This window comes from Catenulispora sp. MAP12-49, assembly GCF_041262705.1.
In the GTDB taxonomy this organism is placed as follows: domain Bacteria; phylum Actinomycetota; class Actinomycetes; order Streptomycetales; family Catenulisporaceae; genus Catenulispora.
The window spans coordinates 100,966-125,681 of the sequence record NZ_JBGCCP010000009.1; the positions used below are offsets into that span (position 1 = coordinate 100,966).

Annotated in this window: 22 protein-coding genes, 1 tRNA gene and 1 pseudogene; 12 read left to right on the plus strand and 12 right to left on the minus strand. The window is 70.7% G+C overall.

The genetic code is table 11. The features are described 5' to 3' along the window. Window positions 1–97: 97 nt before the first annotated feature. Complete coding sequence (locus ABIA35_RS18655) at window positions 98–976, minus strand: pentapeptide repeat-containing protein (protein WP_370358713.1); 879 nt, start codon at window positions 974–976, stop codon at window positions 98–100. An 11-nt stretch (window positions 977–987) separates the two neighbouring features. Then, entirely contained in the window at window positions 988–1,914 is a 927-nt protein-coding gene (locus ABIA35_RS18660) for an LLM class F420-dependent oxidoreductase (protein WP_370344243.1), read from the minus strand. Window positions 1,915–2,002: 88 nt separating this feature from the next. Here ABIA35_RS18660 and ABIA35_RS18665 point away from each other — a divergent pair, with 88 nt between their 5' ends. Then, window positions 2,003–3,166, plus strand: coding sequence for a pyridoxal phosphate-dependent aminotransferase (locus tag ABIA35_RS18665; protein ID WP_370358714.1), 1,164 nt, complete (start codon window positions 2,003–2,005; stop codon window positions 3,164–3,166). A 65-nt stretch (window positions 3,167–3,231) separates the two neighbouring features. Then, entirely contained in the window at window positions 3,232–3,846 is a 615-nt protein-coding gene (locus ABIA35_RS18670) for an AAA family ATPase (protein ID WP_370358715.1), read from the plus strand. Window positions 3,847–3,890: 44 nt separating this feature from the next. Here ABIA35_RS18670 and ABIA35_RS18675 read toward each other — a convergent pair whose 3' ends face one another. Further along, window positions 3,891–4,556, minus strand: a complete 666-nt coding sequence (locus tag ABIA35_RS18675) for a transglycosylase family protein (protein WP_370358716.1) — start codon at window positions 4,554–4,556, stop codon at window positions 3,891–3,893. A 358-nt stretch (window positions 4,557–4,914) separates the two neighbouring features. Further along, window positions 4,915–6,372, minus strand: coding sequence for an alkaline phosphatase family protein (locus ABIA35_RS18680; protein WP_370358717.1), 1,458 nt, complete (start codon window positions 6,370–6,372; stop codon window positions 4,915–4,917). A gap of 117 nt (window positions 6,373–6,489) precedes the next feature. On the opposite strand from ABIA35_RS18680, the gene ABIA35_RS18685 reads away from it, so the two are divergent. After that, window positions 6,490–6,981, plus strand: a complete 492-nt coding sequence (locus ABIA35_RS18685; protein ID WP_370358718.1) for a nucleoside 2-deoxyribosyltransferase domain-containing protein — start codon at window positions 6,490–6,492, stop codon at window positions 6,979–6,981. Window positions 6,982–7,108: 127 nt separating this feature from the next. Next, window positions 7,109–7,675 carry a hypothetical protein gene (locus ABIA35_RS18690; protein WP_370358719.1) on the plus strand — a complete coding sequence of 189 codons (567 nt, stop codon included), beginning with the start codon at window positions 7,109–7,111 and terminating at the stop codon, window positions 7,673–7,675. Between the two features lie 130 nt (window positions 7,676–7,805). Here the strand turns inward: ABIA35_RS18690 and ABIA35_RS18695 are convergent, their stop codons facing one another. Both ABIA35_RS18695 and ABIA35_RS18700 read right to left on the minus strand, forming a co-directional pair. Then, window positions 7,806–9,251, minus strand: coding sequence for a choice-of-anchor P family protein (locus tag ABIA35_RS18695; RefSeq protein ID WP_370358720.1), 1,446 nt, complete (start codon window positions 9,249–9,251; stop codon window positions 7,806–7,808). Between the two features lie 517 nt (window positions 9,252–9,768). Then, entirely contained in the window at window positions 9,769–10,512 is a 744-nt protein-coding gene (locus ABIA35_RS18700) for an ArsR/SmtB family transcription factor (RefSeq protein WP_370344252.1), read from the minus strand. A gap of 65 nt (window positions 10,513–10,577) precedes the next feature. On the opposite strand from ABIA35_RS18700, the gene ABIA35_RS18705 reads away from it, so the two are divergent. The 4 genes and pseudogenes from ABIA35_RS18705 to ABIA35_RS18720 all read left to right on the plus strand — a co-directional run bounded on the left by ABIA35_RS18705 (window position 10,578) and on the right by ABIA35_RS18720 (window position 14,568). Beyond that, window positions 10,578–11,207, plus strand: coding sequence for a flavin reductase family protein (locus ABIA35_RS18705; RefSeq protein WP_370344253.1), 630 nt, complete (start codon window positions 10,578–10,580; stop codon window positions 11,205–11,207). Between the two features lie 151 nt (window positions 11,208–11,358). Continuing rightward, window positions 11,359–13,002 carry a GMC oxidoreductase gene (locus tag ABIA35_RS18710; RefSeq protein ID WP_370358721.1) on the plus strand — a complete coding sequence of 548 codons (1,644 nt, stop codon included), beginning with the start codon at window positions 11,359–11,361 and terminating at the stop codon, window positions 13,000–13,002. 1 nt (window position 13,003) lies between these two features. Then, window positions 13,004–14,076 (plus strand): annotated as a pseudogene (locus tag ABIA35_RS18715) (dihydrodipicolinate reductase); the annotation flags it as partial. Further along, window positions 14,077–14,568 (plus strand): carboxymuconolactone decarboxylase family protein, encoded by a 492-nt coding sequence (locus tag ABIA35_RS18720; RefSeq protein ID WP_370344255.1) that lies wholly within the window; start codon window positions 14,077–14,079, stop codon window positions 14,566–14,568. 257 nt (window positions 14,569–14,825) lie between these two features. Here ABIA35_RS18720 and ABIA35_RS18725 read toward each other — a convergent pair whose 3' ends face one another. Next, on the minus strand, window positions 14,826–15,416 hold the full coding sequence (locus tag ABIA35_RS18725) for an SMI1/KNR4 family protein (RefSeq protein ID WP_370358722.1): 591 nt from the start codon (window positions 15,414–15,416) through the stop codon (window positions 14,826–14,828). A 147-nt stretch (window positions 15,417–15,563) separates the two neighbouring features. Here ABIA35_RS18725 and ABIA35_RS18730 point away from each other — a divergent pair, with 147 nt between their 5' ends. Next, window positions 15,564–15,755, plus strand: a complete 192-nt coding sequence (locus tag ABIA35_RS18730) for a hypothetical protein (RefSeq protein WP_370344257.1) — start codon at window positions 15,564–15,566, stop codon at window positions 15,753–15,755. A gap of 73 nt (window positions 15,756–15,828) precedes the next feature. On the opposite strand, the gene asnB is transcribed toward ABIA35_RS18730, so the two are convergent. Continuing rightward, a complete protein-coding gene (asnB, locus tag ABIA35_RS18735) occupies window positions 15,829–18,516 on the minus strand; it encodes an asparagine synthase (glutamine-hydrolyzing) (RefSeq protein ID WP_370358723.1) in 2,688 nt (895 codons plus the stop codon). 247 nt (window positions 18,517–18,763) lie between these two features. Between asnB and ABIA35_RS18740 the strand changes: the two genes are divergently transcribed. Both ABIA35_RS18740 and ABIA35_RS18745 read left to right on the plus strand, forming a co-directional pair. Then, on the plus strand, window positions 18,764–19,729 hold the full coding sequence (locus tag ABIA35_RS18740) for a hypothetical protein (RefSeq protein ID WP_370358724.1): 966 nt from the start codon (window positions 18,764–18,766) through the stop codon (window positions 19,727–19,729). A gap of 81 nt (window positions 19,730–19,810) precedes the next feature. Further along, window positions 19,811–20,665, plus strand: coding sequence for a hypothetical protein (locus ABIA35_RS18745; protein ID WP_370358725.1), 855 nt, complete (start codon window positions 19,811–19,813; stop codon window positions 20,663–20,665). On the opposite strand, the gene ABIA35_RS18750 is transcribed toward ABIA35_RS18745, so the two are convergent. The 3 genes from ABIA35_RS18750 to orn all read right to left on the minus strand — a co-directional run bounded on the left by ABIA35_RS18750 (window position 20,634) and on the right by orn (window position 22,847). Then, a complete protein-coding gene (locus ABIA35_RS18750) occupies window positions 20,634–21,947 on the minus strand; it encodes a (Fe-S)-binding protein (RefSeq protein WP_370358726.1) in 1,314 nt (437 codons plus the stop codon). The genes ABIA35_RS18745 and ABIA35_RS18750 overlap by 32 nt on opposite strands. 59 nt (window positions 21,948–22,006) lie before the next feature. Further along, window positions 22,007–22,079 (minus strand) — tRNA-His (locus ABIA35_RS18755). Window positions 22,080–22,214: 135 nt separating this feature from the next. Next, a complete protein-coding gene (gene orn, locus ABIA35_RS18760) occupies window positions 22,215–22,847 on the minus strand; it encodes an oligoribonuclease (protein WP_370358727.1) in 633 nt (210 codons plus the stop codon). 122 nt (window positions 22,848–22,969) lie between these two features. On the opposite strand from orn, the gene ABIA35_RS18765 reads away from it, so the two are divergent. Continuing rightward, window positions 22,970–23,344 carry a cupin domain-containing protein gene (locus tag ABIA35_RS18765; protein WP_370344263.1) on the plus strand — a complete coding sequence of 125 codons (375 nt, stop codon included), beginning with the start codon at window positions 22,970–22,972 and terminating at the stop codon, window positions 23,342–23,344. 79 nt (window positions 23,345–23,423) lie between these two features. On the opposite strand, the gene ABIA35_RS18770 is transcribed toward ABIA35_RS18765, so the two are convergent. Continuing rightward, window positions 23,424–24,455 carry a GlxA family transcriptional regulator gene (locus ABIA35_RS18770; RefSeq protein ID WP_370344264.1) on the minus strand — a complete coding sequence of 344 codons (1,032 nt, stop codon included), beginning with the start codon at window positions 24,453–24,455 and terminating at the stop codon, window positions 23,424–23,426. Between the last annotated feature and the right edge of the window lie 261 nt (window positions 24,456–24,716).

The window sequence follows — 24,716 nt, forward strand, 5'->3', positions numbered from 1 at the left end:
TCGAATATATAGACGAATACAGCGTTAAGTCTGTTTTGCCGAGTATGGACGAGCATGGATGAGCCGGACCGAGGCCGGCGAGCCCGGACGGCGGCCCTCACTCCCAGTGCGACGGCCGCGTCAGCCCTTCGGGGATCCTCGTCCCGGCGTCTCCGAGCGCCGCGTTCACCTGTGTCTGGGTCAGGAAGATCGCGCCGGTCAGATCGGCGCCGGCCAGGTTCGCGTCGCGCAGGTCCGCGCCGATCAGGTCCGCGCGCCGCAGATCGGCCCCGGTCAGGTCGGCACCGATCAGGTAGGCGCCGCGCAGGTCGGCCCCGGTCAGGTCGGCACCGCGCAGCCGGGCGCCGATCAGATCCGCGCCGCGCCGGTCCTTCTTCCGCCCTGCCCCGACACCGGCCCGCATCAGGGAGCTGACCTCGGAAAGCAGCTCGCTGATACCGGCCCGGTGCGCGGACAGGTCCAGCGCCAACAAATCGTCGAGCGGGAGCCCGGCGAGGCGTTCGGTCTCCTCGGCCGACCAGCCGAGTTCGGCGCGCAGCGCCGAGGCCGAGGCCAGCGACTCGGCCTCGGCCAGGTACCAGAGCATCTCGTGCAGCTGGCGCATCACCGGCAGCGCCGCGAACATCCGCGGCGCCGTCTGCGGGGCCTGTCGCCAGGACACGCCGCCGAACGTCTGCTGGGACAGCTTCTGGCCGGCGCCGAAGCAGTCGTAGACGGTGCAGCCCTTGAAGCCGCGGCCGCGCAGTCCGGTGTGGATCGAGCAGCGGTCGTCGGCGGCGAGGTTGGGGCACGGCGTCCCGGCGGACTTGTCGACGGCGAAGTCCTGGGACGCCGTGAACGCCAGCCCCACGCAGCACAGCGCGAAGCAGTTGGCGCAGTCGGCCGCGAGGTCGCTGCGATCAGTGCGATCGGTGCGATCGGTGCGATCGGTGCGATCGGCACGGCCTGCGCGGCCGGCTCCTTGAGTACTGGACATCGGGATCGGTACTACAGCCGTCCCATGACCTCGGAGGCGATGAGCTCCAGGTGGTCCAGGTCGGACAGGTCGAGGATCTGCAGGTACAGCCGCTGGGCCCCGATGCCGGCGTAGCGCCCGATCTTGTCCACGACCTCCGCCGGCGTGCCGGCCAGGCCGTTCTCGCGCAGCTCGGACGGCTCGCGGCCGATGGCGGCGGCGCGCTTGGCGAACTCGGCCTCGTCGCGGCCGACGCAGGCGACAAGGGCGGCGGAGTACGTCATCGACTCCGGCGAGCGGCCGTTGGCGCTGACGGCCTCGCGGACCGTGGCGAACAGCTTGTCGCTGTCGTCGAAGGGGCGGAAGGAGGTGTTGAACTCGCTGGCATAGCGCGCGGCCAGGCGCGGGGTGCGCTTGGGGCCGCCGCCGCCGATGATGATCGGCGGGTGCGGCCTGGTGACCGGCTTGGGCAGCGCCGGGGAGTCCTCCAGGGTGTAGTGCTCGCCCTTGAAGCTGTAGGTGGCGCCGTCGGGGGTGTTCCACAGCCCGGTGACGATCTCCAGCTGCTCCTCCAGCAGGCCGAAGCGCTTGTCCGGGAAGGGGATGCCGTAGGCGGTGTGCTCGTCGGCGAACCAGCCGGTGCCCAGGCCCAGCTCCACGCGCCCCGGGCCGGCCATGGCGTCGACCTGGGCGACCGTGATGGCCAGCGGGCCGGGCAGCCGGAAGGTGGCCGGGCTGACCAGGGTGCCCAGCTTGATGCGGCTGGTCTCGCGGGCCAGGCCGGCCAGGGTGATCCAGGCGTCGGTGGGGCCCGGCTCGCCGGTCACCCCGCCCATCTTCAGGTAGTGGTCGGAGCGGAAGAACGCGTCGAAGCCCAGGTCCTCGGTGGCTTTGGCGACGGTGAGGAGGGTGTCGTAGTCGGCGCCCTGCTGCGGCTCGGTGAAGATGCGCAAGTCCATGGGCCAAGCCTGGCATACCGGGGCCCGCCGCCGGGCCGGGCCCGGCCTTGACCGGCCGTGGCGCCGCCGGTACGGCAGGATGGCGAATATGCGCATGCCCTACGTGAACAGCCGCCTGGCCCCGATGGGCACCACCATCTTCGCCGAGATGTCGGCCCTGGCCGTGGCCACCGGTTCGATCAACCTCGGCCAGGGTTTCCCGGACACCGACGGGCCCGAGCAGATCAAGCAGGCCGCGGCCGATGCCGTGCTGTCCGGACGCGGCAACCAGTACCCGCCCGGGCCCGGCATCCCGGAGCTGCGGACCGCGATCGCCCAGCACCAGAAGCGCTTCTACGGCCTGGACTTCGACCCGGACACCGAGGTGCTGGTCACCGCCGGGGCCACCGAGGCCATCGCGGCGGCGCTGCTGGCCCTGCTGGAACCGGGCGACGAGGTGGTGGCCTTCGAGCCCTACTACGACTCCTACACCGCGTGCATCGCGATGGCCGGCGGCGTGCGCGTGCCGGTGACGCTGCGCCCGCCGCACTTCCGGCCGGACCTGGACGCGCTGCGCGCCGCCGTGACCGATCGCACCCGCCTGCTCCTGCTGAACACCCCGCACAACCCGACCGGCATGGTGCTCACCCGCGCGGAGTCCGAGGCGATCGCACAGCTGGCCTGCGAGCGCGACCTGCTGGTCGTCACCGACGAGGTCTACGAGCACCTGACGTTCGGCCCCGAGCACATCCCGCTGGCCACGCTGCCGGGCATGCGCGAGCGCACGGTGACCATCGGCTCGGCCGGCAAGACGTTCTCCTTCACCGGCTGGAAGGTCGGCTGGGTGACCGCTCCCCCGGCGCTGGTCTCCGCGGTCCGCAGCGCCAAGCAGTTCCTCACCTATGTGGCCAGCGGCCCGTTCCAGTACGCGGCCGCGGCCGCGCTGGCGCTGCCGGACGAGTACTTCACGACCCTGCGCGCCGACCTGGAACGCAAGCGCGACCTGCTCGCCGACGGGCTCAGCGCGGCCGGCTTCGAGGTGTTCCGGCCCGACGGCACGTACTTCGTCACCACGGACGTCAGTGCCCTGAGCGACAAGGGCGGCCTGGAGTTCTGCCGCGAGCTGCCCGAGCTGTGCGGCGTCGTCGCGATCCCGAACCAGGTGTTCTACGACGACAAGGAGGCCGCGCGCGCCCTGGTGCGCTTCGCGTTCTGCAAGAAGGACGAGGTGCTGGCCGAGGCTGTGGAGCGGTTGGGGCGGTTGAAGGGATAGCCGGTGGCGTTCGCCATGAGCGAAAGCCCTGGGGCTCCGCGCGGCGCCATGCCTAGTGTCGGTTCATGACTGACTACGAGCCCGTATTCCAGCGCTACGAACGACTGACGCCTTTGGACCCTTCGGCGACGCCGGTGGCCGTGCTGGTCGCCGGGGCGCCGGGGGCCGGCAAGAGCACGCTGGCCGAGGGACTGGCCCGGGAGCTGCGGGCGGCGGTGTTCTCCATGGACTGGCGGCTCGGGGCCCTGACCCCGTTCCGGGTGCTGACCGACGAGAACGTGGACCCGCTGGCCGAGACGATGCTGATCGCGGCACTCGCGCGGCAGCTGCAGCTCGGGCTGGACGTGGTGCTCGACGCGACAGGACACGAAGTCGTCTCGCGGGAACGGTGTCGGCGGGTGACCGAGAGCCTCGGGGCGCGCTTCGTCGGGGTGGAGTGCCTGTGTTCGGACCCGGAGATGCACCGGTCGCGGGTCGAGGGCCGGGACCGCGGCATCCCCGGCTGGCGGCCGACGGTGCCGTGGGAGCACGTGGTGCGGATGCAGGGAATGTGGGAGACGTGGCCGGAGCCGCACCTGGTGATGGATTCGGCGAAGCAGGATGCTGCGACGACGCTCAAGCTCGTTCTGGACGCGGTCGCCGAGGCCCGCGCCGGCACGCCGCAGCCCCGGCCCGCGTGACGCGGTCCGGGGCTGCGGTCGGCAGATCAGTGCTCTGATGACGCTCAGAGCTTGACGGCCTGGCCCGGGAAGATCAGGTTCGGGTTCGAGATCTGGCCCTTGTTCAGCTGGAACAGGCTCTGCCAGCCGCCGGCCACGTGGTGGCTCACGGCGATCTGGGACAGCGTGTCGCCGCTCTTGACCACGTAGGTCGCGCCGGTCGGCTGGACCTGGACGGCCGGGGCCGGCTGGGCCTGCTGCTGCTTGGGCGCCTGCAAGGTCTGGGTCTGCGTCTGTGTCTGCGCCTTGGGCTGGCTCTGGGTGGTGCTGGAGCTGCTCGAGCCGCTGCCCGGGTTCACGGCGGCCGGGGCGCCGCCGGCGCTCAGGCCGGCCCGCAGACCGCACACCGGCCAGGCGCCCGGGCCCTGGGAGGCCAGCAGGTTCTCGGCGACGGCTATCTGCTGGTCCTTGGTGGCCAGGTCGGCACGCGGGGCGTACTTGCCGCCGCCGGCGCCCAGCCAGGAGCTGGTCGAGAACTGGAGGCCGCCGTAGTACCCGTTGCCGGTGTTGATCGACCAGTTGCCGCCGCTCTCGCACGCCGCGACCTGGTCCCAGGTCGAGACGCTGGCGGCGCTGGCGGTGGCGGCCATCAGGGCGGGCAGCACGACGGCGGCGCCGGCCACGGAGGCCACGACGATCCCGGTCTTCTTGCGGCTGGACAGGTTGAACATCTGAAGGCTTGCACTCTCTCCGCCACGCCGGCGGGCGCCTGGGCGCCCGCATCCTGCTCCGCTCACGGGGGTCGGGTTCGAATGACTCTCGCGGTCCGGGGCAGGAAGGGGCGTGCCGGCCGGCGAGGTCCCCGCTCGCGGCGGGGCATGACCCCGACGGTAAGCACAACCCTGAGCAAATCACAAGAACGATGACATGCAGTGAATATGGGACGCACCGCCCGTAAGGCTTTCCGGTGCCATAGACCACATTTCTCACGATGCGTGGCGGCCGGATCACCGTCGCGACAAAGGGAAACGGGAAGGCCCCGAGGTCTTCTCAGGGCCTTCCCGGTGCACGCAAAACGGACTATTCGTCTCAACCCACGCGCAGCCGGTGACCGGGTTCCTGGCGCGGCATGCTCTGCACCGTCGGCGGTACCACCGGGGGCAGTGTGGCGACCTCGTTCAGCTCCTGCTGGTACAGCGCGGCGGCGTCCGGGAACTTCGGGAAGGTCCGTTCCGGCCGCTCGTGCATACGCAGCGTCCCGGTCAGGTCACCGACGGTGCAGCGGCGCCAGTCGCTGATGTTCGTCTCCCGCACGCCGAAGCGGCGCTCCAGGAAACGCAGCGTCGAGGTGTGGTCGAACACCTCCGAGCACACGTACCCGCCGGCGCTCCACGGCGAGACCACGATCGTGGGCACCCGGAACCCGAGCCCGGAGGGGCCCGCGATGCCCTGGCACTCCGCGGGCAGCGGGTCGACGGTGATCCACTCCCCCGGCGTCCCGGGCGGCGCGGTCGGCGGCCGGACGTGGTCGAACAGGCCGTCGTTCTCGTCGTAGGTGATGAGCAGCAGGGTCTTGGCCCACACCTCGGGGTGCTGCCCGAGCGCGTCCAGCACGCCCCAGATGTACTCCGCGCCGGCCCCGGGCAGCGCCGGCGGGTGCTCGCTGGCCTCCGGCAGCCCGATCGAGGGCAGATACTGCGAGTTCAGCCAGCTCACCGCGGGCAGGTCCCCGTTCGCGATGTCGTCGGCGATCGCCTGCGGCGGCCGCGGCTGCATCCCGTTGACCCACAGGGACGAGTCGTGCGGGGCGTTCTGGAAGTTCTGGAACCAGCCCAGATCCGACCCGGCGGTGTTGCCGACGTAGTAGCGCCAGCTGATCCCGGCGGCCTCCAGGCGCTCGGCGTAGGTGGTCCAGCGGAACGGCGCCGGGTTGCTGTTGCTCACCACCGGGCCGCCGGCCACGCCGTCCGGGTCGTTGGTGCCGCTGATCGCGAACAGGCGGTTGGCGTGCGTGGGACCGAAGGCCGAGCAGTGGTAGTTGTCGCACACGGTGAAGGCGTCGGCGAGCGCGTAGTGGAACGGCAGGTCCTCGCGCGTCAGGTAGCCCATGGACCACGGGCCGCCGTCGACCGTGCGGTGCGCGGCCATCCAGCCGTCCATCGCGCCGTTGTTCCAGGACTTGTGCTGGCCGGGCCAGCTGTGGTCCGTACTGGGGTACTTGGCACCGCTGGTCTTGGTGGTGTCGATGCGGAACGGCAGGGTGTAGCCGTCGGGGTTGGCGGTGTCGGGCTGGTAGAACACCGGACGGCCGTCGGGCAGCCGGAGCGCGTCACGGTCCCCGAATCCCCGCACGCCGGACAGCGTGCCGAAGTAGTGGTCGAAGCTGCGGTTCTCCTGCATCAGGATCATGACATGCTCGATCTGGTCCAGCGAGTGCAGCCTGGTGTCCGCGGCGGCGGCCATCGCCTTGCTCAGCGAGGGCGGCAGCACGGACAGCGCCGAGGTGGCGGCGGCGGTGGTCAGCAGGCGGCGGCGGGTCAGCGACATACGCGGGCTCCTGTCTTTCCCAGAGGATTGAGATGGCGTCCCCTTTTGGCACGGTAACCGCCGATGGTGGATTCGGGGAGAACACCGGGTGCCCGGCCCTGCGGCGATGATGGCGGCGTGACCGTTTCCGTTGTGTGGGCCCGCGAGCCCATCCCGTCCGGCCCCAGCGTCTTCCTGGCCGGACCGACGCCCCGTTCCGAGGCCGTCGCCTCCTGGCGGCCGCAGGCGGTCCAGGCTCTGAAAAACGCTTGGAAGAAGCCTGACACGCTGCACATCCTGGCCCCGGAGAACCCCGGCGGTCTGCGCGAAACCGAGTACGAGGACCAGATCGAGTGGGAGTGGGAGGGCCTGGACCGCGCCTCGGCGATCCTGTTCTGGATCCCGCGCGATCTGCGCACTCTGCCGGGGTTCACGACGAATGTCGAGTTCGGTCTGGTCGCGCGCTCCGGCCGCGCGGTCCTCGGCTGTCCGCCGGATTGCCCGAATCCGGAAAGGAATCGCTACCTGATTCGCCTGGCGCACAGGTTCGGCGCACCGGTGACGCGGACGCTGGCGGAGACCGTCGCGGCGGCCATAAAGATCATCTCAGTGGTCGACGTCACGCGTTAGTCTCAGACCGCCTACGTTTGAGGCGGACTATTGGGGTTAACCCTCTCGTCTGTGCGCTCGCCGTCAACCCATTGCGGTAGCGTGGCGGAGCACTTCGCAGGTCCAAACAACAATGGGGGTATTACCAATGTCCACGACGCGTGGCATACGGATTCTCGTCGGCACGGCCCTGGCCTCCTCGGTCATCCTGCTCGGGGGGTGCTCCTCGTCCGGCACCACCCCGGCGGCGGCCACCGGCGGCGCGAATCCGCTCACGGGGGGCCTCACGTCCCACAGCAGCTCCTCCAGCGACGACTCCTCGACCGGCGGCAGCAGCAGCTCGTCCTCCGACGGCTCCAGCACCGGCGGCAGCAGCAGCTCCTCCTCGGACGACTCCAGCACCGGCGGCAGCACCGGTGGCCTGGGCGGCAGCGACCCGGGGTGCTCGGCGGCCATGACGGACCTGACCAACGGCTCCACCACGATATCCAACGCCGCCGGCAACCTGGGGGGCGCGATCGCCGCCATCAAGGGGATCGGGGACAAACTGCACGCCGACGCGGGCAAGTCCTCCAACCCGGCCGCCGCCGCGGCGATCAACAAGCTCGGCGACGACTGGGTCGGCATGGCCAGCCAGGCCTCCTCCGGCAAGACGCCCGACATGAACGCGATAACGAGCGACTCTACGGCGATGATCACCGCCTGCTCAGGCTGACGAGCCCGCCGGGCGGGACGCCGCCCACTGACAGGACGGCCCGGCCGGGTGATCCCCGGCCGGGCCTTCTGGTGTCTGGCTTGTGCCCGGCTTTTGTCAGGCACCGATCCCGTTCAGCTCATCTCAGGGCTCAGGCACACCCGTGGATGTCGCTGGTCGAGGACGCCACGACCGTGTCCAGCAGCCCGGGCACGATCACGTGCACCGCGTTGACCGTCAGCGTGTGGTCGGTGGCGGTGCCGGTGGCGATCTGCTCGTTCAGGATCAGCTTGATGCCGAGCACGTTCACCGTGGTGTTCGGCCCCGGATTCACGCTGATCGGGACGGTGATGCCGCCGACGGTGATGGACGCGATGCTCGTTCCGCCGGTGCCGCCGGCGCAGACCATGTGCGAGGTGGACGCGACCGCGCCGATCTGGATCGCCGGCAGGCCCAGGACGGCGATGCCGACGTGCTGCACCGAGGCGTCGGCGGTGGAGGAGTCCGGGTTCACCGCGGTGGAGACGTTCGCGCACAGCGTGTTGGCGGTGATGATCAGGCCGAGGATGTTCGCGTCGCACGGCGGGGAGCTGGTGCTCGCCCCGGTCACCGCGACCGGGCCGGCCTCGGGCGTCGGGGCGATGCCGACCAGGCCGGAGGATTTCAGGCCGTAGGCGTCGCCGGTCAGCAGCGTCAGCCAGGTCACCTGGACGTTGTTGGAGGTGATGGTGCCGGCCGGGTTCGTCGTCGAGGCGCCGATGACGTCCGTGCCCGACACCGTTCCGGTGTAGGTGAACGTGGCGTTGCCGCCGGCGTCCGTGGTGGCGCTGCCGGTCAGGCCGGCGTTCGGACCACTGGCGACCTTGAAGGCGATCGGCGCGCCCTGCAGCGGGTCGCCGCAGCTGTTGACCAGGTTGGCGGTGACAGAGGCCTGGGTGCCGACCGCGAGGTCCTGCTGCGGCGGGGCCAGACTCAGGATCGAGCCGGGGCAGGAGACGCTGCCGACCGGGGCCCACTGCTGGGACTCGTTGCCCATGCCGCAGCTGGCGCCGTCCACGCCGCCGGTGTTGAGGATCTTGCCGGTGTCGTTGAAGTCGCTGACCACGCCGTCGATCGACACGGTGACCAGCGGAACCACGTTGGACTGGTTGCAGTCCCCGGACCAGTCGGCGCCGTTCGGCCCGATGTCGGAGGTGTCGAAGGAGCCGTCGGAGGTGCAGCCGGCGCTGAAGGAGTTGATCGTCTGGGTGACGATGTACTGCCCGTTCGGCGCGAGCGGCACGTTGTGCCGCCAGATGTCGTACACACAGGTGCCGAAGCTGACGTGGATGTAGTCGACGGTGACCCCGACGCCGGTGTTGTTGATGACCCGCACCGCGCCGGCGTCGAAGGTGCAGCCGCCGGTGCAGCCGCCGTAGGTGACGTCCGGCGCGCCTTCCCAGGGCGTCGGGAAGTTGGCGGGGTTCGCGCGCAGGTTGTCGGCATAGCCGAGCTGCACCGCGACGTCGGCCGCGGCGTGCGCCCGAACCGCCGGCCCGGCGACCACCGCGGCGCAGCTGAGCACCAGCATTCCCAGGAACGCCAAGGCTCTCCGCACACCCATCGCTCTTCGCACACCCATCGAGGCTGCTGACATGTTCCACCCCTTCTGAACCCGAAACGGAGCGACGCGGCGAGCCGAACCACGCCGGACCCGGAGTTGCCGCGCGCGGTGGTGAAGCTATTCGAGCTCTGATTCGGCGTCGCTCGGGCGCGGGGCGGGTGCCGGCTGGCGCGACGGTTCGGCGAGCGCCAGGGGGATGCGGCATAGGCCGCGGACCCGCGGGGATGACGGGACAGAATCAGGGAACTGGCTAGCTTGGCCGGTGCGGCAGGCGGCGGGCGTACCATCCCGGTGTGCTGATCAAACTCGCAGTGATCGCGCTGGCCGTCGGCGCGATCCCGGTCGCGCTCAACGTGAACGGCCTGGCCGAGCGGATCCCGTGGCGCGGCCTGGATGGGGATCCGGTGCGGGACAAGGGTGTCGTGACCTTCAACAGGGCGGTGGCCGGCCTGTTCGGCGTCACGGTCCTGATAGCGGCCGTCGTCGAGGCGCTGCGCTCAGACGCGCCGCGTCAGCCCGCCGCCGGCGTCAGTACCTGCTCCGACAGCCCCAGCCGCTCCCGGAACACATCGCGCCCCCGCGTCGTGACCAGCACCGCGCGCGAGGTGCCGACTCGCTTGATCCAGCCGTGGTCCAGCGCGTGCTCGCACAGGGCCGCGCCGACGGCGCCGGCCAGGTGCGGGCGGCGTTCGGTCCAGTCCAGGCAGGGGCGGAGGGCAGGGCGTTTGGAGGCGGCCGGGACTTCGATCGCCAGGTCGGCCAGCCAGCGTTCGCCGTCGGGGGTCAGGCTCAGGCCGTGGTGCCAGTCGACCAGGTCGCGGGCGGTCATGGCGTCGGCGATGGCCACGCCGACGCGGCCGGCGAGGTGGTCGTAGCAGGTGCGGGCGTGGGCCAGGGCGCGGCGGCGGCTGTCGGCGGACAGGGTGCGCGGGGGCGGTGTGGCGCGGACCGGGGCGGCCGCGGCCATGGTCTCGATGAGTTCGGCGACCTGTTGGTCGGCCAGGCGGACGTAGCGGTGCCGGCCTTGGCGTTCCTCGGCCAGCAGGCCGCCGGTCACCATCGCGTTCAGGTGCTCGGTGGCGGTGGACGGGGCGACGCCGGCGTGCCGGGCCAGTTCGGTCGGGGTCCAGGCGCGGCCGTCGAGCAGGGCCAGGCAGAAGGTGGCGCGGGTGCCGTCGGCCAGCAGGCGGGCCATCGCGGCCAGGTCGGCGCCGGCCAGCAGGGGGTTCGCGGTGGTGGGGCCGGTAGTGCTCATAGCTGTGATTATTCTCCGGGCATCGTTCGGCGGCCGCCGAAACGTCCGGTGCCTACGGTCGCCGCATGACGAGCTCACTCAGTACCGCCCGCGCCGAGCACATCGTGATCGAGCCGAGCATTCTCTACTTCGGCACCCCGGTGGTCCTGCTGTCGACCGAGAACGACGACGGCTCCGCCAACCTCGCCCCGATCTCCTCGGCGTGGGCACTCGGTCACACCATCGTCATGGGGCTCGGCGCCGAGGGCCAGACCGCGTACAACCTCGCGCGCCGCCCGCAGGTCGTGATCAACGTCCCCGGGCCGCACCTGTGGCGGCGGGTCGAGAGTCTGGCCCCGGTCACCGGCCGCTTCCCGGTGCCGGAGAGCAAGCCGGCGGGGATGCGGTTCGAGCCTGACAAGTTCGGCGTATCGGGGTTCACAGCAAGGGAATCGGAGGTTGTCACCCCGCCGAGGGTCGCCGAGTGCGGGCTGCAATTTGAGGCCGCGGTTGCCAGGATCCTGCCGGACCTCACCGAGGACTTCCTCATCGTCGAGGCGCAGGTCCTGAAGGTGCACGCGGACCCCGCGATCGTGATCCCGGGGACGAACCACGTCGAGCCGGCGGCCTGGAGTCCGCTGGTCTACAACTTCCGGCACTACTTCGGACTGGGCCCGGAGCTGGGCCACACCTACCGGAGCCAGACTCCGCGCTGACCGGTGCTGACCGGTTCGGCGCGATTTCCACGCGATCTACCTGGGCTTTCTGATCTGACGTCCCGTTATATTACTCGTCAGTAAGTCGTGACTTCTCATGCGGGCGGTAGTACACAAGTTCTCAAATTCCGCACCATGTGAGGAGTGTCACATGAGCGCAACACCAAGGAGGGACCCAGGAGCCCGAGGTCTGTCACGGCGCGGATTCCTGGCCGGTACAGGCACGGTCCTGGGCGCCGCGGCCCTCGGGGGCTTCTCAGCCTCCCGGGCCGCGGCCGCCGCGCCGCGCAGCACCCCCATCTCCAACGGGGCCCACGTCCAGGCGCTGATCATCGGCACCGGATACGGCGGTTCGGTCGCGGCACTGCGGCTGGCCCAGGCCGGCGTCGCGGTGGAGATGATCGAGATGGGCATGGCCTGGGACACCCCGGGGTCGGACGGGAAGATCTTCTGCAACCTGACCAGCCCGGACCAGCGGTCGTTCTGGCTGCGGACCGAGACCAAGCAGCCGGTGGGCTACTTCCTCGGGATCCCGATCGACCGCGCCATCCCGTCGTACACCGGCATCCTGGACGCCGAGGACTTCGCCGGGATCACCGTCTACCAGGGCCGCGGCGTCGGCGGCGGGTCGCTGGTGAACGGCGGCATGGCCGTGACGCCGAAGCAGGAGAACTTCGGCGCGATCCTGCCCTCGGTGAACCCGGCCGAGATGTACAACGTGTACTACCCGCGGGCCAACGCCGGGCTCGGCGCCGGGGTCATCCCGAACAGCTGGTTCAACACCACCGCCTGGTACCAGTTCGCGCGGGTGGGGCAGAAGCAGGCGGGGCGGTCCGGGTTCCCGTACGTGTTCGTGCCCGACGTGTACGACTGGAACTACATGCAGCAGGAGGACGCCGGCACGGTCCCTCGTTCTGCACTGGGCCAGGAACTGCTCTACGGCAACAACTACGGCAAGAAATCCCTGCAGAAGACTTACATCCCCGCCGCGCTGGCCACCGGCAAGGTCAACATCTCGCCGCTGCACAAGGTGACCTCGGTGTCCCCGGCCTCCGGCGGCGGCTACACGGTCCTGATGAACCAACTGGACACCACCGGGAACGTGGTCGTCTCCAAGGAGGTCACCGCGGACAAGGTGATCTTCGCGGCCGGCAGCGTGGGCACCAGCAAGCTGCTGGTGCAGATGCGCGACACCGGGCAGCTGCCGAACCTGAACGCCCAGGTCGGCCAGAACTGGGGCGACAACGGCAACATCATGGTCGGCCGCGCCAACCAGATCTGGGATCCCACCGGCTCCCAGCAGTCCACGGTCCCCTGCGGCGGCATCGACAACTGGACCAACGGCGGCGCGTTCGCCGAGGTGGCCCCGCTGCCGATCGGGATCGAGACCTGGGCCTCGCTGTACCTGTCGATCACGAAGAACCCGCACCGCGCGGCGTTCTCCTGGAACGCCAGCACGCAGAAGGTGGACCTGAGCTGGCAGCAGGCGTGGAAGCAGGACGGCATCACGATGGCCAAGACCATCTTCGACAAGATCAACTCGACCGAGGGCACGATCTACCGCACCGACCTGTTCGGCACCTACAAGACCTGGCAGGACGAGCTGACCTACCACCCGCTCGGCGGAGCGGTGCTGAACCAGGCCACTGACAACTACGGCCGGCTGACCGCCTACCCGGGGCTGTACGTCATGGACGGCGCGCTGATCCCCGGCAACACCAGCGTGAACCCGTTCGTGACCATCACCGCGCTGGCCGAGCGCAACATCGAGAACATCATCGCCAATGGCGGATGAGCTGATCCCCACGCTGGTGTGGGGTACCGGGAACATCGGGCGTGCGGCGATCCGGGCGGTCGCCGCACGTCCCGGCCTGAGCTTGTGCGCGGTGCTGGTGCACGACCCGGGCAAGGTCGGGCGCGACGCCGGGGAGCTGGCCGGGCTCGGGCGGCCGCTCGGCGTCGCGGCCACCGACGACGCCGAGGCGGCGCTGGCCGGGGCGAAGGCCGTGGTCTACGCCGCGTCCGGGGACGTGCGGCCGGACGAGGCGCTGGACGACGTCGTCCGCGCGGTCCGGGCCGGCGCGATCGTGGTCACGCCGGCCCTGTACGCGTTCTACGACCCGCACAGCGCGCCGCCCGACCAGCGCGAGCGCGTGCTCGCGGCGGTGGCCGCCGGCGGCGGATCGCTGTTCGCCTCCGGCGTCGACCCCGGCTGGGCCAACGACGTGCTGCCGCTGATGATGACCGGGCTCGGCTCCCGGATCAGCGCGTTGCGGTGCCAGGAGATCTTCGACTACGCGACCTACGACCAGGAGGACTCGGTCCGCTACCTGGTCGGCATGGGGCAGCCGATGGACTACGAGCCGCCGATGACCGCGCCGGGCGTGCCCACGATGGTGTGGGGCGGGCAGATCCGGCTGATGGCGCGGGCCCTGGGCGCGGAGCTGTCGGCGATCACCGAGCACGTGGAGCGCGCGGCGCTGGACATCGACGCCGAGACGCCGACGATGGGCAAGTTCGCCGCCGGCACGCAGGGCGGGGTGCGCTTCGAGGTGCGCGGCGAGATCGGGGGCGTGCCCCGGATCGTGATCGAACACGTGACGCGCATCCACGGCTCGGTGGCACCGCACTGGCCGCAGGCCCCTGACGGGGTAGGAGCGCACCGCGTGGTGATCGAGGGCGAGCCGCGGATCGAGGTCACGCTCGAGGCCGAGGACGAGGGCGGGAACCGCTCGGCCGGCGGCAACGCCACCGCGGTGGGCCGGCTGGTCGGCGCGATCGGGTGGCTGGCCGGGCGCGAGCCCGGGCTCTACGACGCGCTGGACGTGCCCGTCCGTCCGGCGACCGGGATCTGGGAAGAAGGAACGCAGTGATCATCGACATGCCCGAGGGCAAGGAACCGATCGGCTACGTGTGGGGCGAGATGGTGCCCGGCATCGGCCCCGCGGCGGCGGCCTTCTCGATGGCGGTGTACGAACACACGACACTGGGCCTGCGCGAGTTCGAAGCGGCCCGCCTGCGGATCGCGCAGATCAACGGCTGCTTGTTCTGCCTGGACTGGCGCACCGAGCGCGCCGGGGAGAAGGTCGAGGACGGCTTCGACACGGCGGTCGCCGACTGGCGCGGCGCGCAGTCCCTGGACGAGCGGACCCGGGTGGCCGCCGAGTACGCCGAGCGCTACGCGTTGGACCACCACGGGCTCGACGACGAGTTCTGGGGCCGGATGCTGGGCTGCTACTCGCAGGCGGAGGTGGTCGAGCTGACGATGTGCCTGGGCTCGTGGCTGGCCTTCGGGCGGCTGAACCACGTGCTCGGGATCGACGCGGTGTGCGTGCTGCCGGGGCATGTGTCCGGGCACTGATCGGGGCGCGTGCTCGGGTACTGATCGGCTCGGGCGCTCAGGCACCGATCGGGCCCGCGCGCCGAGACGCCGGTCGGGCCGCGTGCTCGGGCACCGATCGGGCCCGCGCGCCAAAGGGCTGATCGGGGCGCGTGCTCGGGTACTGATCCGGCCGTACGCCCGGGCACCGCCAAGCCGGACACGATGGGGCGCCACTGTCGCCGCCCGCATCGTGCCCGCACTATGCCGCATCGTGCTCCGCGCGGGTCACACCGCGCTCAGCGCGAAAGCTCCACCATGGTGTCCTCGAAGTCCGGGAACTCGTCCCGGGCCGCGGCGACCACCTCGCGGGCCGTCATGCGGTCCGTCCCGGCGTGCTTGTCGGCGATGGCCGTGAACTCCGGGTGCGGGTTGGAGCGGCGCGTGGGGTGCTCCACCGCCTCGTAGGGGCCCGATCCGTCGGCCACCAGCCACAGGAACGAGGGCAGGTCGCAGGCGACCACCCCGGTCTCGCCCTCGGAGCCCAGGAACACCACCGGCTGCTCGGCCAGCGGCGCGTCCTCGCGGACCAGCCAGAAGGCCGCGTAGCCGCCGTCGGCGGTCTGGCCGAAGACCCGGAACTGGTCGGCGTCGGCCTCCGGGTTGCCGGTCCAGCTCCGGAACCAGTCGGCGGTGTCCTCGGAGTCCAGGAACTCCTCGAAGGGCTCGAAGTCCACCCACAGGTTCTCGGTGTCTTCGCTCTCGTCGCGCTCGTCGTCGCGCTCTTCGTCGCTCGGCTCGTCCTCGTCGGCCTCCGCGGAGAAGCCGATCGCGGCTATCGCGGCCAGCGCCGCGGGCAGGGCGAGGTCGTCGTCGTCTTCGATAGTCACGAGCCGTAGATTAGCCGCGCGCGGGGCGTCTACTCCAGCGTCACAAGAAGCATCTCGCCGTGGCGGGCTCCCTAGGGGTATATCCGATGGCGCCGGCGGGCCGGGTCCTGGTGAAATGGGTTGTGAGGCGCGAGGGAGGGTGTGTCGATGAACACCGTCATCGAACGCGAGCGTCAAGGCAACGAGTGGGGTCCGGTCACCATCGTGCACACGTGGGGCGGCTGGCCGTGGCGGGCGCAGTGCGAGGAGTGCACCACGCGCTCCCCAGGGCAGCGAACGCACGACGAGGCCCGGCAGTGGGCTGACAGCCACTACCACGCGTTCCACGAGATCAGCTGAAGCACAGCGCGCGAAAGGCCCGGCACCCGCGCGAACGCGGGCCACCGGGCCTTCCCTCAGAGCGCCTCGGGCGCTACTTCTTCTGCTTGGGCAGCACCACCACAGCCAGCGGCGTGCGCTGCGCGCCCTGCCCCAGCGGGTTGTCCTTGAAGATCTCAGCGATCTTCTCCTCGGAGACCGTCGAGGCCTGTCCCAGGATGTTGCAGCCCAGGTCGTTGGCGTCGATGATGGCCACGCCCTGGAACGTGGCGGCGGCCTGGCCGCTCAGCGACCCGCGCAGCCGGTCGGCGAGCTCGGAGGCGGCCTTGCCCGGGTCGGCCGGGGCCAGCTTCGCCGAGACGTTCGAGGGGTACAGCGAGTACTGCGTCGGGCCGTCGATGGCCCGGACCGCGGGGCCGGCCAGCTGGTAGAACAGGCCCTTGCGGCCCACGACCTTGCCCACGGCGCCGGCCGCGGAGGCCGCGACGATGCGCGCCAGGCCCGCCTCCTGGATCGCCAGCTGCATGGTCTCCGGGGAGCCCAGGCCGATGCCGGCGGGGGTGCGGACCACGAACTTCTGCAGCTTGCGGGCCGCGAAGGAGGGCTTGATCTCCCACAGGAAGTAGCTGCGGCCCTGGGAGATGGCCACCACCTTCTCGCTGACGGCCAGGAACCACGGGCTGTTCAGCGCCTCGGCGTGCTCCTCGGACTCCGAGGCGCGGGTCGCGAACTCGGCGCCGTACTCGGAGATCTTGGTGTGGTAGTCGTCGCCCTTGGCGAAGGCATCGGTCTGGATCGGGAAGCGCAGCACCTGCCCGCTGGAGGGCGTGCTGATCGCGATCTCCTTGCCGGGGTTGGCCGCGAAGTACTCCTTGGCCGCCGAGGTCGTGGAGTCCACGTGGGTGCCGGGGGCGTCCACGAAGGTGCGCAGCCACAGCTCGACGTTCAGCAGCCGCCAGAACAGCATGGTGTCGCTGTTCTTGCCGCTGATGAACTCCTCGAACGCGCGCAGCACCGAGGCCTGGTCGAAGTACGGCCGCGAGCCGAAGGAGTCCGAGCGGAAGACCGTGTGCACGTGGTTCTTGATGCGCAGGAACCACTCACGCTCCGGCGTGGTGAAGCCGATCTTGTTGCGGCGGTCGACGATCTGGTCCGGCAGCAGGCCGCGCACCGCGTCGCGCAGGATCTTCTTGTTCCAGCCGCCCTTGATGATGGCCTCGGGCTCCAGCGTGAACAGGTAGCGCACCAGGTTGAAGTCCAGGAAGGGCACACGGCCCTCCAGCGAGAAGCGCATGGTGTTGCGGTCCTCGTAGCGCAGCAGCGAGGGCAGCGAGTTGGCGAAGATGTCCTCGACCAGGCGCGCCCTCAGGTCGTCCGGCACGGGGCTGAAGGTCTCGCCCTTGTGCTGCTTGGCGAAGCTCTTGTCCAGCATCTGGCGGATGTCCACCGGCTGGTCCAGGCCGAGCTTGCCGCGCACGACCTGCTTGCCGTAGCGGGACAGCACGTCGGTGGAGGAGACCACCTCGCGCATCAGCTTCGCGTACTGCTTCTCCTTGCGCAGCTGGCGCAGGTAGACGAAGTAGTACGGCAGGTAGCCGGCCATCATCTCGTCCGCGCCCTGGCCGTCGAGCAGGACGGTGACGTGCTTGGTGGCCTCCTGCATCACCTTGTACTGCGCGTAGGGGCCGGTGGAGATGGTCGGCTCTTCCTGCGTGCGCACGAAGTCGGCGAGGTCCTCCAGGAACTCGTCCGGGTTCGGGTGGATCTTGTGGCACTCGATGGGGCCGTCAGCCTTCGCCATGACCGCGTCGACGTAGCGCTCTTCATCGTTGACGCTGCCGGGGAACACCGCGGAGAAGCTGTTCTGCGTCGCGCCGACCGACTCCACGTCCTGCGCGTGCTGCTTCATCAGCTTGCTGATCACCGCGACGACGGTGGAGGAGTCCAGGCCGCCGGACAGCGCGGTGCCGACCGGAACCTCACCGACCAGGCGCATCCGGATCGCCTCGGTGAGGCGCTCCTTGAACTCCTTGGTCGTGTCCTTGGTGAACGGCGAGCGCGGGCCGTCGGCCAGCAGGTCCTCACGCAGCGTGGTGAACATGCGGCGCTGCACGTCGGAGCCCTCGACGACCACGACCTCGCCGGGGCGGACCTTCTCGATCCCGGCGAAGAAGGTGCGGTCGGAGTCCTCGTGGATGCGGAAGCGCAGGTAGCGGTAGAGCGTCTGGTCGTCCGGCGCGGCCTGCACCAGGCCCGAGGCCAGGACCGCCTTGATCTCCGAACCGAAGACCAGGCGGTGGCTGCCGTCCTCCCCGGTCACCGAGGCCAGATACAGCGGCTTGATGCCGAAGTGGTCGCGCGCCAGGTAGCTCTTGCCGGTCTCGGTGTCGTGGATCGCGACCGAGAACATGCCGTTGAACCGGTCGAAGGCCGCCTCGCCCCACTCGGCGAAGGCCCGGACCACGACCTCGGTGTCACAGACGGTGCGGAAGCTGTGGCCGAGGGCTTCCAGTTCGGCCATCAGCTCGCGGTAGTTGTAGACCTCGCCGTTGTAGACGGCGGCGTAGCGGCCGTCCTCGGTGAGGAACGGCTGGTCGCCGTGGGCCCGGTCGATGATCGCCAGGCGGCGGTGGGCAAAGCCCACCACGCGACCCCCATCACTGGCTGTGCTACCCAAAGAAACCAGGCCCTCGCCGTCGGGCCCGCGATGGGCGATGGCGTCGCCCATCCTCTTGAGCATGGCCTCGTCATGGGCCCCGAAGACGCCCGCGATACCGCACATGTGCCGTGCCACTCCTCGCCGTTATGTTGAACCTGCTGCGCGCTGAGCCAAACCTATACGACGAGCGGGTGACGCCTGTGCGACGTCGAGTAGTGTGATCTTCGAGCGGGCAGGGGTACCCCGTGACCTGTACCGTCCCCCGGCCCGGCGTTGGATCTTCCGACGTTGCTAATATCGGAGTCGGAGGCGAATTTCCAGCGCATCCGCCTATGCCGGACGCCACGGCTACCGATCCGGGGGGACGACGATGGCGAATGAGACCGTGACCGACAAGTCGCCGGATCCCCTCGAAGCCGGCTCCGGTGTCGGCCGCGTACCCGGGGAATCAGTGGAGACGCCGGCGGCGGACCAGGGCACCCCGCCGGGACCGCTAAACCCCTTGAACCCGCCGGACTCGTTGGACCCGCTGGACCCCCTGAACCCGCACGCCCCGCGCGGCGGCGACCCGATCGAGGCCGCGCTGACCCCGGTCGCGCCGCCCGAGCCCGCCGACGCACCGCGGCGCAACCCGGTGGTGCGCGCCGTGGCGGCGGTCGGGCGCACGTTCGTCCGCGACATGGTGGTCTTCTTCTCCGTCCCGGTCCGGGAGGTCCGGACGAAGAAGCTGATGGCGATCCCGGCCACGCTGCTGTGCGTGCTGACCATCGGGGTGCTCTGGATCCTGGAGATGAACCGGCCCGGCGGGCTGGCCTTCGTCATCGACATCGCCGGGGTGCGCCAGGGCGAGCCGATCTGGCAGCTGCTGCCGCAGCTGCCGCTGTCGCTGTTCGCCCCGGCCCCGGACCTGCCGGCCTGGGGCGCGATGGCCCAGGTCCTGATCGCGTTCGGGATCGCGGAGTGCTGGCTGGGCTGGAAGAAGATGATCGCGATCGCGATGATCACCAGCGCGGTGACCTCGATGGCGGCCCGGCTGATGGTCTACGCCAGCAACTGGCTGCACATCGGCACCCCGCAGATCGACAACTTCCAGGTCGACACCGGCCCCTCGGTCGCGGTGGTGGCGCTGCTGATCTACCTGGCGCTGCGGCTGCGCACGTACTGGGTGGTGGCGCTGACCGCGGTGTCGATGGGCGGCGAGGCGGCGATCCTGCCGAACCTGGCCGGGCGCGAGCACCTGGTGGCGATCAGCCTGGGCATCGTCACGTACTTCCTGCTGGACCGGTGGTGGCCGGCGTGGCGGCGATGGCGGATCGAGCGGGCGACGGCGGACTGAGCGGGCACTGGCCCTCGCGCCGGCATTCTGGCCGGCGCCGATCCGGCACACACCCGGCCGGATCAATAAGCTGCTTGTCCCATGAGCTGGTATCCCGAACCCGACGAGGCCCTCGTCCACCGCGGCCCGGCCCGCTTCGCGACCGGCCGCGCCGAGAAGGTCGCGGAGATGCGCTGGTTCCGCGACGAGACCGGCCGCGACATCGCCGCCGAGCTGCCCGGCTGGCCCGAGGGCCCGGCGTACAGCCCACGCTCGGACGCCGCGGCGCGCACAACCAAGACCGCGTGGGGCATCGGCAAGGCCGTCGTGTTCACGGCGGCGCTGGCGGTCAACGCCGTGAGCAACGCCAACCCGACCGTGAACCTCGGCGACGGCGCCCGCCCCACCGACCCGGCCCGCGAGGTCGAGGACTTCCCGGTGCTGGTCGCGGCCCCGGGCACGATCGCGCGCGGCCTGCCCCACCAACTGGACCCGGACCGCCGGGCCAAGCAGTACCGCACCGACCTGGTGGTGACCGACCGGCGCCTGGTGGTGCTGGGGACGATCGCCGACGGCGGGCTGGAGCACCCCGAGGTGCTGTGGGAGGCGCCGCGCGGCGCGCTGGCGTCGGTGGTGAAGCACGCGTTCGGCAGCGGCGGCGCGGATGTCAGCTTCGTGTTCGCCGACGGTTCCTGGGCGCGGCTCGGACTGGAGAACGTCGCGGCGGCGATCCAGGTGGCCCATGAGCTGGAGCCGAGCTGCCGGGTGGAGCTGACCGAGCTGGCGGTGAAGAAGCTGGAGCCGAACTACGACAAGCCCCCGGCCGACCACGAGTGGGAGACGATCCGGCAGGACAACGGCCGGGCCGTCGCGCAGCTGGTGTTCCGGGTCCGGGGCAAGACGTTCCGGACCAAGCAGAAGGACGTCACGAAGTGGGTCGACGCCGCCGGGGATTGAGCGTCAGCCCCCTGATCGAGGCGTCGATGATCTCGACGGGGTGCACCACCGGGGTGTCGTCCCCCAGGTACCGGCGGATCTGCAGCAGGCAGCCGGGGTTGCCGGTGGCGACCAGGTCGGGCTCGGTGGCCCGGATCCGCTCGGCCTTGCGGCGGCCCAGCTCCTCGGCCGCCTCCGGGCGCACCAGGTTGTGCACGCCGGCCGAGCCGCAGCAGAAGGCGGCCTCGGCGGGCTCGACCACGTCCAGGCCGGGGATGTCGGCGAGCAGCTTGCGCGGCTGAGCCCGCACGCCCTGGCCGTGCGCCAGGTGGCAGGCGTCGTGGTAGGCGACCCGGGCCTGGATCCGGTGGCGTTCGGCGCGCGGTTCCAGGTCGGCCAGGACCTCGGAGACGTCGCGGACCTTGGCGGCGAACTCCGCGGCCGGTCCGGCGTAGTCCGGGTCGTCGGCGAGCAGTTCGCCGTACTCCTTCAGCGTGGAGCCGCAGCCGGCGACGTTGACCACGACCGCGTCCAGCTCCTCCAGCGGCACATGGCCGGCGGACGCCGGACGCCGGAACGCGTCGATCAGCCGCCGCGCGTACTGCCTGGCCTCCTGCTCGCGCCCGGCGTGCAGCGACAGGGCACCGCAGCAGCCCTGCTGGGGCACCACCACGTGGCAGCCCTCAGCCTGCAACACCCGCGCGGTCGCGGCGTTGACGTCGCCGAAGAACACCCGCTGCACGCAGCCGGAGACCAGGGCGACCGTGGCGCGCACCTCTCCGGCGGGCCGGCTGTTCGCGGGCAGCGAGCTCCAGGCCTTGCGCAGCGTGGTCTCAGGCATCAGCGCCTCCATGGCGCCGAGCTTGGGGAAGCGGCGCAGCAGTCCACTGGAACGGACCAGCGCCGCGGCACCCGTCCGGCGGTACGCCACCGCGCCGAGGGCAGCCACCCGCAGCCGGGCCGGGTGCGGGAAGAGCCCGAACACGAGCTCCCGGAACGCTTTGTCGCCGCGGGTCTGGGCGTAGGCCTGCTCGACCTGGGGCCGGAACTCCTCGATGATCCGGTCGTACTCGACGCCGGAGGGGCACGCGCTCACACAGGACAGACAGCCCAGGCAGGAGTCGACGTGTTCGGCCACCGCGTCGTCGAGCTCGGCCTTGCCCTCGAGCACCTGGCGGATCAGGTGGATGCGACCGCGCGGCGAGTCGTTCTCGTCACCGGTGAGCGCGTAGGTGGGGCACGCCGGAAGGCAGAACCCGCAGTGGACGCATTTGGAAGTCAGGTCGTCCAGGTTCTCGCCCATGCCGGGGAATATACTAAACGGCCCCCGATCTCATCGAGATCGGAGGCCGTTCCACGGAGGGTGAGCGACGGGGCTCGAACCCGCGACAACTGGGATCACAACCCAGGACTCTACCAACTGAGCTACGCCCACCATGGTCCCGCACGCCGCCGAACCCCGGTCTCCCGGGCCCTGCGCCGTGCTGGCACGCCAAGAATACATGAATCCGGCGGTACTCTGCACAACCCTTTAGCTCGGGCCCCGCAGGGCCCGAGTGCGAGGTCAGGACTACGCGCGGGCGGCCGCCGCGGCCTCCTCGGCCTCGATCCGGCCGGCCAGGGTGCGCGCGGTCTCCGAGTCCGGGCCGGGCTGCGGGACGAAGATCGCGTCGCGGTAGTAGCGCAGCTCCGCGATCGAGTCGCGGATGTCGCCCAGGGCGCGGTGGTTGCCGGTCTTCTTCGGGGAGTTGAAGTAGACACGCGGGTACCAGCGGCGGGCCAGCTCCTTGATCGAGGAGACGTCCACGATGCGGTAGTGCAGGTGCTGCTCGAGCTCGGGCATGTCCCGGGCCAGGAACCCGCGGTCGGTGCCGACGGAGTTGCCGGCAAGTTGGGCCTTGCCGGCCTCGGGCACGTGCTCGCGCACGTAGGCCAGGACCCGCTCCTCGGCCTCGGCCATCGTGACGCCGCCGGCCAGCTCCTCCAGCAGACCCGAGGCGGTGTGCATCTCGCGCACCACCTCGACCATGTTCTCCAGCAGGCCCGGCAGGTCGTCCGCCGGTGGCGCGATCACCACGTCAACCCCGTCCCCCAGGACGTTCAGCTCCGAGTCCGTGACCAGCACGGCCACCTCGATCAGAGCGTCCTTGTCCAGGTCGAGCCCGGTCATCTCGCAGTCGATCCACACCAGCCTGTCACTCATGGATCCACCCTAGTGGGGCTGTGGCCGAAAGCGTGATCGACAACTGGGTTGACCATCTACGCGGCGGCGGCCTAGGCTTCGATCGTCAACCATGTTGTCCATATTGCCTTACGGAGGCCGCCATGCCCTTGTCCACCCTCGCCGACGCCCCGCACTTCGCCCGCGACGGCTTCACCTTCCGCCCGCTGGCCGTGCCCTCGCGCGGCAGCACCGAACTGGCCGTCTGGGCCCTGGACCTGGAGCCCGGCGCGGTCAGCGAGACGCACAGCATGGACCGTGAAGAGATCTTCGTCGTCATCGGCGGCGCGGTCTGCGCCACCGTCGGCGGCCGCGAGGCGACCGCCGGCCCGGGCGACGCGATCATCGTGCCGGCGCACGCCGGCCTGCAGATCCGCAACGCGAGCACCGAGGAGCCGGCGCGGCTCACCGTGGCCACGTCCGTCGGGATGCGGGCGATCGTGGGCGGCGCGCCCTTCACCCCGCCCTGGGCTCAGTAGGAGCCGCGAAGACCGACCTGGGCCACACCGCGTTGGCGCGACCCGGTCGTCATGAACCCGCCTCCGATGGGTGGCGGACCTATCCCTCGCGGCCCTCTCGGCCGCCTCTTGCCCGGGAGGCCAGGTAGGCCTCGCGGTAGCGCGCCGGCTGGGTGCCCAGCACCCGCAGGAAGTTGGCGCGCATCGCCGGGCCCGAGGCGAAGCCCGAGCGCCGGGCCACCTCGTCCACCGGCAGGTCGGTGGACTCCAGGATGCGCTGGGCGGCGATCACCCGCTGGGAGTTCACCCATCTCAGCGGCGTGGTCCCGGTGACCTCCAGGAAGCGCCGGTCGAAGGTCCGCCGGGACATCGCGGAGTGTTTGGCGAACTCGTCGACGTCGAAGGGCTCGGCCAGGTGGTCCAGGGCCCAGCTCATGGCGTCGCCGATCGGCGTGCCGGCGCCGAGTTCGCTGGGCAGGTGGCGGTCGAAGTACGCGGCCTGGCCGCTGCGCCGGCCGGGGCCCACCACCAGGCGGCGGGCCAGCGCGCTGGCCGCCTCCGCGCCGTGGTCCATGCGGACCAGGTACAGACACAGATCCAGGCCGGCCGCGGCGCCGGCGCCGGTGACCACGTCGCCGTGGTCGATCTGCATCGAGCGGGCGTCCACCTTCACCCGGCGGTGATGGCGGGCCAGGGCCGGCGCGTACATCCAGTGCGTGGTGGCCCCGCGGCCGTCGAGGACGCCGGCCGCGGCCAGCACGAAGACCCCAGAGTCGAACGCGGCCAGCCGCGCGCCCTCCTTGTGGGCCTTGCGTACCGCGGCCAGCGCCGGTTCCGGGGGCCGCTCCCCCGGAGCCCGCCAGGCCGGCACGATCACCGTGCCGGCCTGGTCGGCGCCGGACAGGCCGAAGGGCGTGGACACCCGCAGCGACCCGGTCGTGGCCAGCGGGCCGGCCTCGCCGGCGCACACCAGCAACCGGTAGTACGGCAGGCCCATGACGCGCCGGTCGACGCCGAACACCGAGATCGGTATCGACGATTCGAACAAGGGGGCGTCCCGGAAGAGCAGGACGGCGACGGTACCCCGGTCGCGCGTGGGTGCCAGGCGCGGGCGGGGGGCAGTCAGAGTCATTGGCGCGGGCTGACCTCTCTGGTCCAGATGGATCGTCGGAACGAGCCATTTTCCTTTGTGCGCAAAGGCAAAAGCGACTTGGAGCGGAAGCCGTGCCGGGCCGGTGATTATCAGAACACATACATGATCGGGGCACGAGTGTCCACCCGCGCGCCGCCGGGCGCGCGGCCCCGCCCCGGTGGCGCACGGTGGTGATCTGTGGTGACCTACTAATAATCTGGGGTGATCTACTTCAAGATCGCCGCGGGGGAAAGCGGCGCG